Annotated in this window: 15 protein-coding genes; 6 read left to right on the top strand and 9 right to left on the bottom strand. The window is 41.7% G+C overall.

Annotated features, from left to right (window positions below; translation table 11 throughout):
* Positions 1-101: 101 nt before the first annotated feature.
* Entirely contained in the window at positions 102-470 is a 369-nt protein-coding gene (locus tag IPL35_11010) for a hypothetical protein (protein ID MBK8443895.1), read from the top strand.
* 7 nt (positions 471-477) lie between these two features.
* Here the strand turns inward: IPL35_11010 and rnc are convergent, their stop codons facing one another.
* The 3 genes from rnc to IPL35_11025 all read right to left on the bottom strand — a co-directional run bounded on the left by rnc (position 478) and on the right by IPL35_11025 (position 3,000).
* Positions 478-1,206: a ribonuclease III gene (gene rnc, locus IPL35_11015; protein MBK8443896.1), complete on the bottom strand. Its 729-nt coding sequence runs from the start codon at positions 1,204-1,206 to the stop codon at positions 478-480.
* 79 nt (positions 1,207-1,285) lie between these two features.
* Entirely contained in the window at positions 1,286-2,545 is a 1,260-nt protein-coding gene (fabF, locus tag IPL35_11020; GenBank protein MBK8443897.1) for a beta-ketoacyl-ACP synthase II, read from the bottom strand.
* A gap of 215 nt (positions 2,546-2,760) precedes the next feature.
* Entirely contained in the window at positions 2,761-3,000 is a 240-nt protein-coding gene (locus tag IPL35_11025) for an acyl carrier protein (GenBank protein MBK8443898.1), read from the bottom strand.
* Positions 3,001-3,257: 257 nt separating this feature from the next.
* On the opposite strand from IPL35_11025, the gene IPL35_11030 reads away from it, so the two are divergent.
* The 3 genes from IPL35_11030 to IPL35_11040 all read left to right on the top strand — a co-directional run bounded on the left by IPL35_11030 (position 3,258) and on the right by IPL35_11040 (position 8,249).
* Entirely contained in the window at positions 3,258-5,294 is a 2,037-nt protein-coding gene (locus tag IPL35_11030; GenBank protein MBK8443899.1) for a BatA and WFA domain-containing protein, read from the top strand.
* A gap of 360 nt (positions 5,295-5,654) precedes the next feature.
* Positions 5,655-7,355 carry a M23 family metallopeptidase gene (locus IPL35_11035; GenBank protein MBK8443900.1) on the top strand — a complete coding sequence of 567 codons (1,701 nt, stop codon included), beginning with the start codon at positions 5,655-5,657 and terminating at the stop codon, positions 7,353-7,355.
* A 186-nt stretch (positions 7,356-7,541) separates the two neighbouring features.
* Complete coding sequence (locus IPL35_11040; GenBank protein ID MBK8443901.1) at positions 7,542-8,249, top strand: DUF3575 domain-containing protein; 708 nt, start codon at positions 7,542-7,544, stop codon at positions 8,247-8,249.
* 37 nt (positions 8,250-8,286) lie between these two features.
* Here the strand turns inward: IPL35_11040 and IPL35_11045 are convergent, their stop codons facing one another.
* The 4 genes from IPL35_11045 to IPL35_11060 all read right to left on the bottom strand — a co-directional run bounded on the left by IPL35_11045 (position 8,287) and on the right by IPL35_11060 (position 12,462).
* Positions 8,287-8,976, bottom strand: a complete 690-nt coding sequence (locus IPL35_11045; protein MBK8443902.1) for a CvpA family protein — start codon at positions 8,974-8,976, stop codon at positions 8,287-8,289.
* A gap of 216 nt (positions 8,977-9,192) precedes the next feature.
* Positions 9,193-9,684 (bottom strand): asparaginase, encoded by a 492-nt coding sequence (locus IPL35_11050; protein ID MBK8443903.1) that lies wholly within the window; start codon positions 9,682-9,684, stop codon positions 9,193-9,195.
* Between the two features lie 59 nt (positions 9,685-9,743).
* A complete protein-coding gene (locus tag IPL35_11055; protein ID MBK8443904.1) occupies positions 9,744-11,741 on the bottom strand; it encodes a dehydrogenase E1 component subunit alpha/beta in 1,998 nt (665 codons plus the stop codon).
* 145 nt (positions 11,742-11,886) lie between these two features.
* The gene (locus tag IPL35_11060) at positions 11,887-12,462 is read right to left on the bottom strand and encodes a D-sedoheptulose 7-phosphate isomerase (GenBank protein MBK8443905.1); all 576 of its coding nucleotides are present in this window, start codon (positions 12,460-12,462) and stop codon (positions 11,887-11,889) included.
* 108 nt (positions 12,463-12,570) lie between these two features.
* Here IPL35_11060 and IPL35_11065 point away from each other — a divergent pair, with 108 nt between their 5' ends.
* Both IPL35_11065 and IPL35_11070 read left to right on the top strand, forming a co-directional pair.
* Positions 12,571-13,647, top strand: a complete 1,077-nt coding sequence (locus tag IPL35_11065; GenBank protein MBK8443906.1) for an agmatinase family protein — start codon at positions 12,571-12,573, stop codon at positions 13,645-13,647.
* A gap of 251 nt (positions 13,648-13,898) precedes the next feature.
* Positions 13,899-14,423, top strand: a complete 525-nt coding sequence (locus IPL35_11070; GenBank protein MBK8443907.1) for a hypothetical protein — start codon at positions 13,899-13,901, stop codon at positions 14,421-14,423.
* 61 nt (positions 14,424-14,484) lie between these two features.
* On the opposite strand, the gene thrC is transcribed toward IPL35_11070, so the two are convergent.
* Together thrC and IPL35_11080 are read right to left on the bottom strand one after the other, a co-directional pair.
* Positions 14,485-15,798 (bottom strand): threonine synthase, encoded by a 1,314-nt coding sequence (gene thrC, locus IPL35_11075; protein MBK8443908.1) that lies wholly within the window; start codon positions 15,796-15,798, stop codon positions 14,485-14,487.
* Between the two features lie 114 nt (positions 15,799-15,912).
* The gene (locus IPL35_11080; GenBank protein ID MBK8443909.1) at positions 15,913-16,287 is read right to left on the bottom strand and encodes a MerC domain-containing protein; all 375 of its coding nucleotides are present in this window, start codon (positions 16,285-16,287) and stop codon (positions 15,913-15,915) included.
* Between the last annotated feature and the right edge of the window lie 293 nt (positions 16,288-16,580).

The raw sequence follows: 16,580 nt of genomic DNA on the forward strand, positions 1-16,580 counted from the left end.
TTTAAGTTCTTTGATTGTTTCTTTGATTTGAATAATTTTAGGAAAAGACATATATAAATATTTTATAGTTCAAAATTAATAAAAAATCCATTTCGCAAATATTGGACTATATCTGTTTTATAGATGGTATAACTTCTTATACTTGCCCCAATGGTAGAGATTTGGTCGCTGTAGATTTGCGCTCTGATGCCTACCTGAATATCGGTGGTGCAGGAAATGGGATACATCAACTGCCTTTAACACAATACAGGCGTATCTTGAACAGAAATATTCATCGTGCACCGGATATAATGAAAAACTCGGCACGCTCCCTGATACAGGGCGTGAATGTTAAGAATAGAAAGGCTTTTTATTTTTTGTTGGCAGATGATATTATACAACCGCAATGGGATTATGCCGTATGCTGCATATCGTTGAAAAGGGAAAATGGTTATCAATCGGCACAAATTAAGGGAGGCGGAAAGTTGTAGTTCTTTTTTACTCCAATTTTAGGCGTTCGAGGGCGTTTTGTGCGGCATTCTTTTGTGCCGACTTTTTGCTCAGTCCCTGCCCCGTTCCTACTCGTTCACCGTCTAATTTGGCAGCAAACGTAAATACGCGCTGATTGCTGTCGAGGATTTTTTCGTTGATGAGTTCAAACTCCAGATTTTTTGTTTCTTTTTGCGACCATTCCAGTAGCTTGCTTTTGTAATTGACTTCGGTGCGTTGCAACTCTTCCAAATCTATGAAGGGTTTGATGATTTTTTGATTGACAAAACGCTCCGCCAACAGATAGCCGGCATCTAAATAAACCGCTCCTACCAAAGCCTCCAGCGCATTTCCCAACATACCGCGATTGACCACCAACGCATTTTTATTGTACTCCAAAAAATACTGCAACTCCATTTGTCCGCCGATTTCTCCTAATTTTTTGCGGCTCACAATTTTAGAACGCATCTCTGTCAAAAATCCTTCGGTAGCCTTTGGGTACTTTTTGAATAGATATTGTGCGATTACCATATCCAATACGGCATCGCCCAAAAATTCCAGACGCTCGTTGTTTTTGATGAGCTGGTCGGCTGCGGAGCTATGACGAAATGCCAAGTTATACACCGACAGATTATGTGGTGTAAATCCTAACAGTCGGCGCAATTTTTTGTAATAATCGCTTTGTACCGACAAATACAGATAATAAATAGATGCTATCCGATAAAAAAAGTTATACACTTGGCGTTTTTTTCAAAATATACATACTAAATCTCTTAAAAGGTTTTCTATCAAAGATTGAGCCTGATTTGAAAACGCACTATGCCCCTTTCCATTTTTTTATAATAACAGAAGCATTATGTCCACCAAATCCAAATGTATTGCTCAATGCAGCGCGTACTGTTCTTTTTTGTGCCTTGTTAAATGTTAAATTGATATTGGGGTTGATGTCGGGGTCGTCTGTAAAATGGTTGATAGTCGGCGGTATAATATCCAAATGTACCGCCATTACACAAGCCAAGCCTTCTATAGCTCCGGCAGCACCGAGCAAGTGTCCGGTCATTGATTTGGTGGAGCTTACATTGAGGTTTTGTGCGTGTGCGCCAAATACATTTTCAATAGCTTTTACTTCGGCTACATCGCCCAAAGGTGTAGAAGTCCCATGTACGTTGATATAATCAATTTCTTCGGGTTGCATATTGGCATCTTCCAACGTTGCCTGCATCACCAAACGTGCCCCCAAACCTTCGGGGTGCGGGGCTGTCATGTGATACGCATCGGCACTCATACCGCCGCCCGCTACTTCTGCATAAATGGTAGCACCGCGCCGCAGCGCATGTTCTAATTCTTCCAATATCAATGCACCTGCACCTTCGCCAAGCACAAAACCATCGCGGTCTTTGTCAAAAGGGCGCGATGCTGTTTCGGGCGAGTCGTTGCGCTCCGATAGTGCTTTCAAGCCATTAAAACCGCCGACACCTGCTTCTACTACGGCGGCTTCCGAACCGCCCGTTACAATTACGTCTGCTTTGCCCAAACGAATCAAATTGAAAGCATCTATGAGGGCGTTGGTAGATGAAGCACAAGCTGCTACCACCGAATAATTCGGTCCCCGAAAACCATGGCGAATGGATATATGGCCACTCGCAATATCGGAAATCATTTTAGGAATAAAAAACGGATTGTATTTAAAAGGCTGATTGTAGCCGGCGGCGGCGTGTTCGCGCACCTGCTCCTGAAAAGTGAGCAGCCCACCTATACCCGACGACCATATTACTCCAACACGATCTTTGTTGATATTTTCATCTAAACCTGCGTGGCGTATGGCTTCGTCGGAGGCAACAATGGCGTATTGGGCAAAGGGGTCAAATTTGCGGGCTTCTTTGCGCTCTATAAAATTTTCTGCATTGAAACCCTTCACTTCGCAGGCAAAACGGGTTTTGAAATGGGTGGCATCAAACTTTGTGATGGGGGCAGCTCCGCTTACGCCGCCTTGCAGCGCGTCCCAATATTCGGGCAAAGTATTGCCAATAGGAGTTAATGCTCCCATACCTGTAATCACAACTCTTTTAAATTCAATCATATATAATCTTTGTACTGTGGCTGTAAGTTGTTTTTTTAAAAATCTTGTAAATGTTTTTTCGCTTGCTGTTTACTTTCAAGCAAAATTAACAAATAATTTTGTTTTGATTTTTTTCAGTATATGCTTATTATGCAGCAATGCGCAAGAAATCCGGCTCCTGCCTTAGATTTCTTGCGCATTGCTTTTTTCTTTAATTTAAAAATACAGCTTTCTTATTTAGCCGAATTGGTTTCAAGATACTCTATGGCGTTGCCTACCGTTTGAATTTTTTCTGCTTCATCATCGGGAATAGAAATGCCAAATTCTTTTTCAAATTCCATAATTAATTCTACTGTATCCAATGAATCGGCTCCTAAATCGTTGGTAAAACTGGCATCATTGCTCACTTCTTGTTCGCTTACGCCGAGTTTATCAACGATAATTTTTTTTACTCTTGATGCTACGTCAGCCATTGTTGTGATGTTATTTTTTTGTTTTGTTATTTAATATAAAAATTAATATTTCTTTCTTTGACGGTGCAAAGATATGTTACAAAACTAAAAGATAAATCACATAGTTCAATATTTTGATATTTTAAGTCTATTTTTTTTATGGTATCATTTGCCTTATCGTCTGCTTTCTGTAAAATATTTTCCTTGATTTATAAACTTTGGCTTTTATTTTGCAGTTTAATTATGTTGTTTCTACGCAACACATTATTTGGACAATCATGAATTTTTTATATCCCTCCTTTTTATGGGCATTGGCAGCATTGGCAGTGCCTGTTATTATTCATCTGTTTTATTTTCGCCGTTTCAAAAAGGTTTATTTTAGCAGTGTTCAGTTTTTAAAAGAAATTAAAAAAGAATCGGCTTCGCGCAGCCGCCTGAAACATTTGCTCATTCTTTTGAGTCGTTTGGCGGCTATTGCTGCTTTGGTATTGGCTTTTGCACAACCTTTTTTGAGCAACGATGCTGCTGCCATCAAAAAAGGGAAAAAGGCGGTGAGCGTTTTTGTGGATAATTCTTTTAGTATGAACGCCCGCAACGGCGATGTGGCTTTGCTGGAACAGGCAAAAGCCAAAGCCCGCCAAATTGCTGAGGCTTACAGTGCCGACGAACAATTTCAAATCCTGACCAACGACTTCGAAGGCAGACACCAACGGCTGATAGGCAAAGAAGAATTTTTGGCTTTTGCCGATGAAATTCAATCGAGTGCACATACACAGCCTCTCAGCCGTGCCACCGACCGCCAAAAACAAGCCCTTGAAAATGCCAATGCCGACTACAAAAATATTTTTATTATCTCCGATTTTCAAAGAAATATCGTCGATTTTAAAAACGACAGCTTGTATCATTATTACCTCGTGCCGCTGCAAACCGCCACACCCAACAATGTGTACGTGGACTCGCTGTGGTTAGATGCCCCCGTACAGGCTCTGCAGCAAAGCAACAAAATGTTGTTTCGCCTCACCAATGCCGGCAATACCGCCGCCGAAGAGGTGCGCGTCAGCCTCAAAATAAACGAGCAAACGAAAGCAATGACACAAACGGCTCTTGCCGCCGGCGAAACCAAAACCGATACCCTTGAATTTAGCGTAAGTGAGAGCGGCTGGCAGCGCGGCGAATTTAGCATCACTGACTACCCTATTGATTTTGACGACCATTACTATTTTAGTTTTTATATTGAACCCCAACTCAATATTTTAGAAATTTACGGCGACAAACCCAATCGCTATATCGGCACTTTGTTTGGTCAAGAAGCGTATTTTAATTTGCGCTCGCAGTCTGTCAATCAGTTGGATTATTCCAAAATGAGCGATTATCGCCTCATTATTATCAACGATGTAAAAAACATTTCTTCGGGCTTGGCTTTTGAGCTGAAACAATATGTGGAAAACGGCGGTGATGTGGCTGTTTTTCCTTCCATAGATGCTGCTGCCGATTCGTATAATGCTTTTTTGAAGTCGGTGGGGGCAAATGTATTGTCAAAAACCACTGCTTCGCTGCGTGAAGTGAGCCGCATCAATACTCAACAGGAAATTTTTAATGATGTTTTTGAGCGTATTCCCCAAAATCTGGATTTGCCCACTGCCAAAAAAAGCTGGGAAATGTCGCATTTTTCTACTACCACCGAAGAAGAACTGCTGCCCCTGCGCGATGGTGGTTCTTTGTTGAGCAAATACGCCGTAAAAGACGGAAAACTCTATGTTGGTATTGCGCCTTTAGATGTAGCCGCCACCAACCTGCCCGCCCACGCCGTTTTTGTGCCCATGCTTTTGAAAATGGCTTTTGCCGGCAGCGATGCGCCTTCGTTGAGCTATACCATCGGCAATAATAATATTATACAAACCCGCGCACCCGATAAAAGTAGCGGTGCTGAAGATATTTTGAAACTGCGCAACAAAGAGCGCGGCGAATTTATTCCCAACCAAAAAATAGTCGGCAACCAACTGATTCTGTCGCTCGGCAACCAATTGCAACAAGATGGTATTTTTGCATTAGAACCCGAAAAAGATACTACGGCAGTGGCATATTTTGGATTTAATTACAACCGCAAAGAGTCGGACTTGAAATACTTGGCTTTGGATAGCTTGAAACAAAAATACAATGCCGCCAATATTAAAATAATTGATAATCCCGATGCCGACTTAGCGGGTTTGGTAGGCGAAATTGATCAGGGTGTTGCACTTTGGAAATGGTGCTTGCTCGCAGCTTTGTTGTTTTTGGCAATAGAGGTGCTGTTGCTGCGATTTTGGAAAACCTGATTTGTTTTTTTTATATGCTAAAATATAGCTCAAGCATATAAAGATATGCTTTCTTAAAGCCCGATTTTATTAAAAAAGAAGAGCAATTTTTTATTGTATAAAATATTGAGATTCAATACTTTGATTTTTTGATAATTTGAACCTGAAAAACTGCCTTCATTTATTTGCTTTTATTGTATTTTAGCGAAAAATTGCTGAAATACCTTTGATTTTTGTTTGATACAATAAATTTTAAAAAGAACTGTTTTTATACAAAATACTTCTTTTGTTTTTCTTTTTATCTGAATGATGTACGCCTACGCTTTTTTTATAGTTTATTATATTGTTGCTTGCTTTTATTTTTTTTCTTCTACTCTCCGCTTGCCCCAAGCTGCCGGTTCGCTAGCCCCTGCCGTTGTTCCTGTTGAATATCCGAAAAATTATTTTCGTTCGCCTTTGGATATTCCTCTGATATTGGCGGGTACTTTCGGCGAGTTGCGCACCAATCATTTTCATGCAGGTATCGATATAAAAACACAAGGAAAAGAAGGTTACAATATTTATGCCTGTGCCGAAGGCTATGTGTCGCGTATCAAAATTTCGGGCGATGGCTACGGAAAAACGCTCTACATCACCCACCCCAACGGCTATACCACAGTATATGCTCATCTTTCGCGCCTCAATGGTGCTATCGCCGATTATGTGCGCACTCAACAATACGCTCAACAACAATTTGAAATAGATCTCGCTGTGCCTGCCGGTGTGTTGGCGGTACAAAAAGGCCAGGTGGTGGCACTTTCGGGCAATACGGGCAGCTCTACTGCTCCGCATCTGCATTTTGAAATCCGCGACACCGCCACTGAAGCCCCCATCAATCCTTTGCTTTTCGGCTTTGATGTCGGTGATACCCGCAATCCCGTTATCCAGCAAGTAAATGTGTTGCCTTTGGATTTGGCAAAAAGAATCAACGGCTCGCGAAGCATATTACCCGCCCGCGCTTTGGGGGGCGGTAATTATGCACTCAGCAAAAATGATGTAGTGATGACTACGCCCTTTGCCGGAATAACCGTAAAAACCTACGATACTCAAAATGCCTCCGACAATGCCAATGGAGTGTATGGTATTGAAATTAAAAAAGATGGTTTATCGGTATTTTCCTTTAATATGGAGTCTTTTTTGTTTGAGCACTCGCGCTATATCAATTCGCATATTGATTATGATTATGACGTAAATGGCGGTGCTGCTATGCATCGTTGCTATGTAGAGCCAGGAAACCGTTTGCCTGTTTATAATAACCTTATCCAGAGTGGAGCGATAGATTTGAGCGATGGAGCTACGCATCAAATTGAAATTATCGTGCGTGATGCCTACAATAATACTTCGCGGCTCAACTTTGCTATGCGCAGCACGCTCACCAATCAGCAAATGGCGAGTCCCTTACCCGGCACTTACAGGCAATTGATGTATCAGGGCAATCCTGCCCGCTACACCGATGGCAACGATTTTGAAGCGATATTTGCGCCTGATGCTTTTTATGATGATGTTTATTTTAAACACAGCCGCCGTGCTACTTCTTCTTCTATCTATTCCGATATTCATAGCGTTCACGAAGTCAGCACGCCGGTACATTCTTATTTTGATATTGGCATAGTGCCGCGCAATCTGCCCGAAACCCTCCGCGATAAAGCACTGATTGTGCGCAAAAGCGGCAGCCGCGAAATACCTTTGAAAAAAACACGCTGGGATAATGAATTTTTAATCGGACAAGACCGACAATTCGGGGATTTTTATGTAGCAACAGATAATACACCACCTACGATTAAGGTATTTAAAAACTACGAAAAAATAAAACTTAGCCCTGCTTCTACCGTTCAGTTTAATATTTATGACGGCTTATCAGGTATTGCTTCCTTTAATGCTTATGTTGATGAACAATGGAATTTGATGGATTATGATAAAAAATCGGGGGCATTGCGCGGAAAAATAGATGTGCCTTTGAGTGCGGGTACACATCAGTTTCGTTTGGAAGTGCGAGACGACCGCGGAAATTTGACTACAAAAGCATTTAATTTTTTGTGGTAATCGTTTTTCTTTTTGAGTAACGAAAAATTATTTGAGTTATTAATCTTTTATCAATAAACTTTTGGGCAAAAGCTACTGTCTATTTGAGGTCGGCATACGGAAATTGCGGTATTGTAAATAACAACACACTTTTTTTAATAACTATTATATATGTTGAAAAAATCTTTTTATTTGTTGCTTTTGTGTTTGGCATGCGCTAATATCAATGCCCAAGAACATTTTACCATAAAAGCAAATGTGCCTTCTTTGTTGATGCGCACTTTAGCGGTTTCGGGCGAAGTTACTGTGGCGGAATCGTGGTCTTTGGGTTTGCAGTACAATTATACTTTTCCGAAAAATTTCGATATTAATTCCTTAGAAAAAGCTACCGCCCAGCGCGATTATCGTTTTGGCAGCAATGTAAAAGCCGATGCATTTAGTTTCACACCTTATTTTCGCTTTTATCCTCAAAAAGATGCGCCCAACGGATTTTATATAGAGCCTTTTTTGCGTTACACCCGTATGTCTATGACGGTGCCTTATGATTACGAACGCCAGTCGGATATTATTAGCGGGTCGGTGGCGGCACGTTTGTCGAGTGTGGCGTTGGGCGTAGATTTGGGGTGGCAGATTGTAAACGAAAGCGGCTTTAGTGTGGATATTTTTGCGGGCGGCGGTTTTGGTTTTGGCTCTTTGAAAGCATCTTTGCAAGACCCTAATTTATTGCCCACCGACTATGACAATATTAAAGACATTTTGGAAAATGAAGAAGCTACACGAGTGGGTTTGTTTTTAATCAATATTATTCTAAAAACAATGAGTGTTGATGTTTCCGGCGATCATTTGGCAGGTAGTGTGAGCGGCATACCTATTCCGGTGGGCAGATTTGGCGTTGCCTTGGGATACACGTTTTAAGGCGATAAAAACGTATAACAATATAATTAGCTAATTTTTACAACTCCAATATATCCTCGTCACCGGAACGCTTGCGTACTTTGGGTGCGGATTTTTTAGGAGTGTTGTTCTTTTTCAATTGCTCGGGATTTTGTAGCTTTTTCTGCGAAGGAGTTGCTATTCTTTGCATACTTTTGTCGTCAGCAACAGAGCCGCCTAACATGCGTGCACCATCGGAGATGACGGCAAGAAAAGAATGTGCCACTCCTCCTACTGCCGGAACCGCATTGAATACACGGTTGCTGAGAATATCGTAGGTAGGCTCAATAAGAGGATATACATTGGACTCGGCAGTAATTGCCGGAGAAATAACATCGGATTTTTGAAAAATACTCACAAACCAGCTAAACATTGCTGCCATTAAAAACATCCATAGCCCTACGCCCACATTTTTGCGCGATAATTCTACGCCGGTTTCTTTGCTGAGATTGGCAGTGCTACGGTTGAGCAAAGAAAAGCCCAGCATCACCAAACCCAAAGCCATTACAAAAGAAATAAAAGGCGTGTAGGCTGCCTTTACAAAATTGGATTTTATGGCGAAATCGTTGATAAAAGGGCTTACGTTGAGCGCAACAATAGCACCTACTATCATTTTGGCACGGCTCGCTATGGCTTCAAAAGTACCTTTTTGCCAACCACTGTAAATGCCGTAAGCCAATGCAACAAAGAAAGCAATATCTATCAGCATAGAGCCGCTTGTTTTTATTTAATGTTAAAATAAAAAATCGTTATCCTGTCGGAGAAAGTAGAAAAGGCAATGAGTAAAATGCAGGGCAGATAATAATTTTTATACATCGGCATTTATACACCAAAAATCCAATACTTTCTACTATTGTCCAACAAAAATAATCAATATTTGTGCCAATTTAATATAAAATATTAATAAATAAAAATTATTTCCTGTTTAAACGGATTCAAAAAATCCGGTTTTACGGTTTTTTTGTACTTTATCCCAATCAAAATAGCGACCATTCATGGCGATATATACGCCGGCTGGCAGTGTTTGTGCAAAAGCAAGTGCCGCACCGAGATTAAAGAACCCATCAGATGAATTACCGAATTGATACGGAATCATAGCTCCGGTAAGTACGATAGTTTTGGGAATGGCGGCGGCGGCAAGCAATTTGGCGGTTTGTACCATAGTATCAGTGCCGTGCGTGATGACAATTTGCGATTCGTCGCATTTTTCGCAGTTGTAGCGAATAATCTGTCGTTCTTCATCACCCATTTCGGTGCTGTCTATCATCATCAGCGTCAGTATGTTGATGTCCACTGTGCAGCGTCCGCGTTCAAACATTTCGGGCAGGTGGGTATCTTTAAAATATAATTCGCCACTGATAAAATTGTATTCTTTATCAAAAGTGCCGCCGGTTACAAATATTCTGATGGGGTGCATGCTGTTATTTGGTGTATTTTCTTTCATTGAAAAATTAGATTTTTGATGTCGTTTTTCAACTAAAACGCATACAAATCTAACAAATCTTGTTTAAACCGTTCGGCAGGCAAATAATTGCGCTCCAAACCGCCTGCAAAAGGTATCGGTGTATCTAAGGCGGCGCAACGCACAACGGGCGCATCTAAATATTCAAAACAATGCTGTGCCAGCAACGCCGAAATCTCGCCGCCGATGCCGCCACTCAAAGCGTCTTCGTGCAAAATGATAGCTTTGCCTGTTTTTTTCACCGAAGCAAAAATAGTGTCGGTATCCAAAGGCGAGAGCGTGCGCAAATCAATCAAATCTGCTTTGATATGGGCGTTTTCTGCTAAAACTGACTTTGCCCACCATACGCCCATACCATAAGTGATGATGCTCAAATCTTCGCCTTCGTTCACCAAAGCCGCTTTGCCAATAGGCACGGTATAGGGCGCATCGGGAATATGTTGTACACATTCTTTGCTGCGATATAAGGCTTTATGCTCAAAAAACATCACCGGATTGGGGTCGGCTAAAGCCGAAAGCAATAAGCCTTTGGCATCGTAAGGATTGCTCGGATATACGATTTTTAAGCCCGGACTATGGAAAAACCACGCTTCGTTGCTTTGTGAATGAAAAGGACCTGCACCTGTGCCCGCACCCGTAGGCATACGCACCACCACGTCGGCATTTTGCCCCCAGCGATAGTGTATTTTGGATAAATTGTTGATGATTTGATTAAAAGCGCAAGTAACAAAGTCGGCAAACTGCATCTCTACCATTGCTTTGTATTTTTTTACCGATAATCCCAAACCAATGCCTATAATGGCACTTTCGCAAATGGGGGTGTTGCGTACCCGCGCCGCACCGAATTGTTCCAGAAAACCTTCGGTAATTTTAAACACGCCGCCGTATTCCGCAATATCCTGACCCATCAATACCAAATTAGGGTAATATTCCATCGCTTGGCGCAAGCCATCGGAAATGGCATCAATGAAGCGTTTTTCGGAGGTTTTGGACAAGTCGGGTGCCATTTCCAAAGGTGTTGCCGCCTTGTACATATCACTCAATTCGGTTGTGGTAAGCTGCGGCTCGGTGGCTTTGATGCTGTCGGCGGCTTCGCAAGTGCGCCACGCTTCGTCAATTTGTGCTTTAAAATCGCTTTTCAGTTGCTCTATCTCTGCCGCTTTCAATATTTTTTCCTCCAATAAATAATTTTCGTAATTGCTCAAAGGGTCTTTTATTGCCCATTGTTCCTGCAATCCTTTTGGATAATATTTTGTACCCGAAGCCTCCTCGTGTCCGCGCATACGGAAAGTCATACATTCCAATAAAATAGGACGCGGTTTTTTGAGCATTGAAGCACGCAGGTTTTTTACGGTATCATATACTTCCAAAATATTGTTGCCGTCTATGGTATGCGCTTCTATACCGTAACCGATGCCTTTATCTGCTATTTGTTTGCATTTGAATTGTTGCGAAGGTGGTGTGGAAAGCCCCCAGCCGTTGTTTTCTACTACAAAAATAATGGGCAAGTCCCAGACGGCGGCGGTGTTGAGTGCCTCGTGAAAATCGCCTTCGCTGGTGCCGCCTTCACCACTGAAAGCCACGGCTATTTTTTTGTCGCCATTGAGCAAATGCCCCAGAGCAATGCCACCGCCTACCGCAAGTTGAGGACCCAAATGCGAAATCATTCCTATAATATGATGCTCGTTGGTACCGAAATGAAATGACCGCTCGCGCCCTTTGCTGAAACCCTCCCTTTTGCCCTGCCACTGCATAAATAATTTCGCCAAAGGCAATTTGCGTACCGTAAATACTCCCAAATTACGATGCAAAGGCAACACATATTCATCTTCGTCCAAAGCTGCAGTAACACCCACTGCTATTGCTTCTTGACCGATACCGCTAAACCATTTGCTGATTTTTCCTTGACGCAAGAGCAAAAGCATTTTTTCTTCAATCATTCGCGGCAACAATAATTCGCGATAGAGCGACAAAAGTGTGGCATTGTTGTGTTTTTTTCTTTGAAATTGCATATTTTAAAAGCAGGGGTGTTTTTTTTTGAATGATGATTTTTGTTTTCTTTTTAAATATTGATAATGAAATATTTGCAAACAATATTTGTTTTTATTTCCAAAAAAATAAAATACCGCTTGCAACGTGAGCAAAAGCACACAAAATTTAAAATAAATCTTTTTCTACCAACTCGCACAAAATATGTCCTACCAAAATATGACATTCCTGAATACGCGGTGTGTGGTCGGAGGGCATATTGAGCAAAACATCGCACAGGGCACTCATTTTTCCGCCTTGTGCGCCCGTAAATCCTATCACTTGCATGTGTTGTTGGCGGGCGGTTTCAATGGCTTTGAGGATATTGGGCGAATTGCCGGAAGTAGAAATTGCTATCAGAAGGTCGCCGCTTCTGCCTGCTGCCTGCACCATACGCGCAAAAATTTCGTTGTAGCCGTAGTCGTTGGCAACGGCGGTGAGGTAGGAACTGTTGCAATGAAGAGCTTCGGCGTAAAGCGGCGCACGGTCTTTGAAAAAACGCCCCGACAATTCGGCGGCGATATGCTGGGCATCGGCAGCACTGCCGCCATTGCCGCAAAACAGCACTTTGCCATCATTTTTAAAAGTTTGACTCATCAACTGCGCCGCTTGCAATACCCGTTCCAATAGGGAGGTATCCTGCAAAAGTTGCTGTTTGGTATCAATGGAGCTTTGTACTAAATGATGTATGGCTTCGTAATTCATATTTTAATGAAAAAAGAAGATAAAAAAAATGTTCCGCAAAGTTGTGGCAAAAATCGCATTGTTTATGATTTATTTTAATCATTTTTGCGTTCTGTAAATTTTTTAACGATGACAATTGATACGCTTGAAAACTTTAATCCTAATGGTGTGGGTGCTGCCAACGGCAATATTTTCGGATTGCCGCATACTTATGAAAATGCCCAAATCGTCATTATTCCCGTGCCATGGGAAGTAACAGTTTCGTATTTGGCAGGTACTGCGCGGGGCGCACAGGCGGTTTTGGATTATTCGCCACAGATTGATTTATTTGATTTTGATGTCGCTAATGCCTGGAAAATTGGTATTTATATGTTGCCTGTTCCCAAAAAATGGCTCAAACAAAATGATAAATTGCGCAAGCAAGCCGCCGCTTATATCCGGCATTTGGAAGAAAAAAGCGACAGCGACTTGCCCGCTCCGCTCAAAAAAACTTTACAACATATCAACCAAACCTGCGAAGAACTGAAAATGTGGGTGCGCGAACAAGCGGCGGCAATTGTGGCAGACGGAAAAATTCCCTGCGTGTTGGGTGGCGACCACAGCACTCCTTTGGGACTGATGGAAGCCATTACCGACAAACACAAAAATTTCGGCATCTTGCAAGTAGATGCCCACGCCGACCTGCGCGATGCCTACGAAGGATTTACTTACAGCCACGCCTCTATTATGTTCAATGCGCTCAAATTAAAACAGGTGAAAAAATTGGTAAGTGTGGGCGTGCGCGATATTTGCGAAGCCGAAGTATTGCTCGCCGAACATTCCAAAAAACGAGTAGTGCCTTTTTATGATTTTGTTTTGCGCCGCGAACGACTGAGAGGTGAAAAAAATTGGCAACAACAGTGCAATGATATAGTAAAAGAACTGCCCGATGAAGTGTATGTAAGTTTTGATATTGATGGACTTAGCCCCGAACACTGCCCAAATACCGGCACTCCCGTAGCAGGTGGTTTGAGTTTGGAGGAGGCGGTGATGTTGCTCAATGAAATTGTCGCTCAAAACAAAAAAATTATCGCTTGCGATTTGTGTGAGGTGAGTGTGGGCAACCACAAAAAAGTAGCTCCCGAACAGGAATTTAATGCCAATGTGGGGGCGCGTGTGCTATATAAAATGTGTAATTTGATGGCTAAGTCGCAAGGAAAAGCCTGAGCTTATCAAGCAGATTTGGCAGGCGAGGTAAAACAATTATCCGATTTTTTGTAGCTTTGCGCCCTTTGTTTGCATCGTTTTTTTTATTATTTAATTTGGCAGCATTTAATTTTAAAAAAATTCCTTGCATGCTGTGTTGATTTTATAATAACTTTATTGTGAAATGCTTGTTTTTCAACAAGTTAATAGATTTATATATGAATTTTGTCGTAAAAAAATCAGGTTTTATACACCTTGTACTAACGTGTTTTTTGTGGTGCTGTGTTTCATTTATATCGTGTAAACAAGACCCCAAAAGCTCCGTAAATGCCACTGCCGACAATAGCAATGCCGCCAATCAAGAAGAAGCCCCAAAAAAACGTTTCGGACTTGATGCGGTGGATTTTGGTATGTCGCCTTCCGAATTTGCGGCTATCGGTTTTCCTGAAGGATACCCCGTTCCGCTCGGAAAATACGGCTACAAAATTGTACCTGTTTATACCAAACGCGATGAACTGCGTGCGATTGTTATCAAAGGTTTGCCCACCACCGACGTAAAACAATATACCACTTTTACTTATTTGATTTGGGAAGATTTAATAGATGTATTTACGCTGAAATACGGAAAAACCATCGAAGAACCCAAAATTTTTCCGCCTGCTCAATACCTCAAAGACGGTCGCTTGCTATTTACGCACGAGTGGCAAAGCGGCGACAAAACCATTCAGCTGGGGTTGATTAACGATAAAGGCAGCTATTCGGCGAATGTATTTATTGAAAATAAATCATATAATTAAAAAATAATTTAATTCGTTTTTTTTTGTTATTAAGATTTGTTCTTTTTATTGTTCCTTATTTTTAGGAAACACTCCACAAATATTCTTTAAAATCTTCAAAGCGAGGGCTTAATAAAGTCGCTTCTTTTTGCAAAGGAAGGAGACGTTCCAAAGTCGGCGGCAATGCCACTTGTATTCCCAAAGCCTCTTCTACTACTTCAATGAATTTGGCAGGGTGTGCTGTGGATAAAAAGATACCCTGTTCCCAATCGGGGCGATTTTCCATCTGACGCACTAAAGCACGATAAGCAACAGCAGTATGCGGACAGGCCACATAATTGTATTGTTGATACAACTCGCGCATGGCAGCAAGTGTGTCGGTATCGCTCACACTGTCGGCGGCGATAGCGCGGCGCAGAGCCGCAGTATCGTGGTGGTAGAGGCACTGCATACGCTCAAAATTGCTCGGATTTCCCACGTCCATTGCATTGGATAAGGTCGGTAACGAAGGGCGCGGCATATAATCAGCACCCGACAAAAATTGTGCAACTACATCGTTGGCGTTGGTGGCAGCTACAAAGTGGCGCACCGGCAAACCCATTTTTTGTGCAATAATGCCCGCCGATAAATTGCCGAAATTGCCGCTTGGCGTACAAAATACGGGCGCAACAGCGTGTTGTTGCTCTTCTTGTAGCTGGCGATATGCCCATATATAATAAAACGCTTGTGGAATCAAGCGGGCAATATTGATAGAGTTGGCAGATGATAAAAACAACTGCTCCTGCAAGTCCTTGTCGGAAAAAGCCGCTTTTACCAAACGCTGGCAATCATCAAAAGTACCCTGCACCTCCACCGCCGATACATTGCCGCCCAAAGTAGTGAGTTGTTTTTCCTGCAAAGGACTCACCTTGCCACTCGGATACAAGATAGTAACACGGATATGCGGCGTATTCCAAAAACCCATCGCCACTGCGCCGCCGGTATCGCCGGAGGTAGCCACCAAAATATGCAGTTCTCGGCTTTCGTTGCGTACAAAATAGCCCATCAGACGCGCCATAAAACGCGCCCCGAAATCTTTGAAAGCCAGCGAAGGTCCGTGAAATAATTCCAATACCGAAATGCGCTCGTTGATGCGGCGCAAAGGTGCATCAAAATTAACCGCATCATACACAATTTTCTGTAATACGTTTTCGGGGATTGCTCCTTGCAACAATTGTGAAGCAAAACGATAAGAGGCTTCAGGAAAAGAAAACTGCGGCAGATTTTCCCAAAAATCGGCGGGCATTGCCGGTAATTTTTCGGGTAAATATAAACCCTGGTCGGGGGCTAAACCGCGCAATACGGCTTCTTGGAGTGTCACCGGCGGCGATTGTTGCCGCGTGCTGTATAATAGCATATATATCAAAAAATAAAATGAGCCAATAAAAAAGCAAACTTGCCGCAAAATTTTTATTTGTACAAAATTTTGCGGTAAAAAATAGCAGAAAAAGAAAAGATAAATATAAAAAGACTATGCGTGACAAGAATTGCACACCGATTTGTGGGGAACAAAACGGCTGTACAAAACAGCAGCAGCGCATAATATACCGCCAACGGACGATAAAGAATGAACATGACAGAACAAAGCTAATATTGTAAACAACACTGCCAATGTCCACAAAGTAAAAGGAATAAGTGTGCGATAACGAACAAACTGAGGAACTAATACCAAGCCCGACAGCAATAAACTAAGGCTCATTGCAAGTGCTTCTACCCAAGGTTGATGAAAAAACGAAGGCAACGTAAGTGATGCAACGGCTAAAAAAGGCATAGCCATACAATGCACCGCACACAGCAGCGACAAATGAACACTTGTTTTTGCATACCAATTTTGAAAACGCATCATAATTTTACATCCTGTATTTGCAATTATGTTGCAAAAATAACAATTATTTGCACTACCAATCTTTTTATGTTCAATAAATTGATATTTTTTTGTCATTTTTTAATTTTAGTATCTATTTCTTCTGTAAAAAAATTATTTGTTTCTATATCGTTGGCTTTATTTTATTGCAATTTTGTTTATTATACAATGTATTATAACAAAAAACCTGTAATCTTGCAGCATTAAACATTTGTATTGCTTCCAAAACAGCAATTATTTGTGCAATTTTTATTATTTTCTTTTTATTTTTTTGG

It is taken from the genome of Sphingobacteriales bacterium (assembly GCA_016711285.1).
Lineage (GTDB): Bacteria > Bacteroidota > Bacteroidia > Chitinophagales > UBA2359 > JADJTG01.

Bases quoted from the DNA above. Each gene is read 5' to 3' on its own strand.
- IPL35_11025 (MBK8443898.1), bottom strand. From the start codon at position 3,000: ATGGCTGACGTAGCATCAAGAGTAAAAAAAATTATCGTTGATAAACTC.
- IPL35_11030 (MBK8443899.1), top strand. From the start codon at position 3,258: ATGAATTTTTTATATCCCTCCTTTTTATGGGCATTGGCAGCATTGGCA.
- IPL35_11045 (MBK8443902.1), bottom strand. From the start codon at position 8,976: ATGCTGATAGATATTGCTTTCTTTGTTGCATTGGCTTACGGCATTTAC.
- IPL35_11050 (MBK8443903.1), bottom strand. From the start codon at position 9,684: ATGCACCCCATCAGAATATTTGTAACCGGCGGCACTTTTGATAAAGAA.
- IPL35_11055 (MBK8443904.1), bottom strand. From the start codon at position 11,741: ATGCAATTTCAAAGAAAAAAACACAACAATGCCACACTTTTGTCGCTC.
- IPL35_11060 (MBK8443905.1), bottom strand. From the start codon at position 12,462: ATGAATTACGAAGCCATACATCATTTAGTACAAAGCTCCATTGATACC.
- IPL35_11065 (MBK8443906.1), top strand. From the start codon at position 12,571: ATGACAATTGATACGCTTGAAAACTTTAATCCTAATGGTGTGGGTGCT.
- thrC (MBK8443908.1), bottom strand. From the start codon at position 15,798: ATGCTATTATACAGCACGCGGCAACAATCGCCGCCGGTGACACTCCAA.
- IPL35_11080 (MBK8443909.1), bottom strand. From the start codon at position 16,287: ATGATGCGTTTTCAAAATTGGTATGCAAAAACAAGTGTTCATTTGTCG.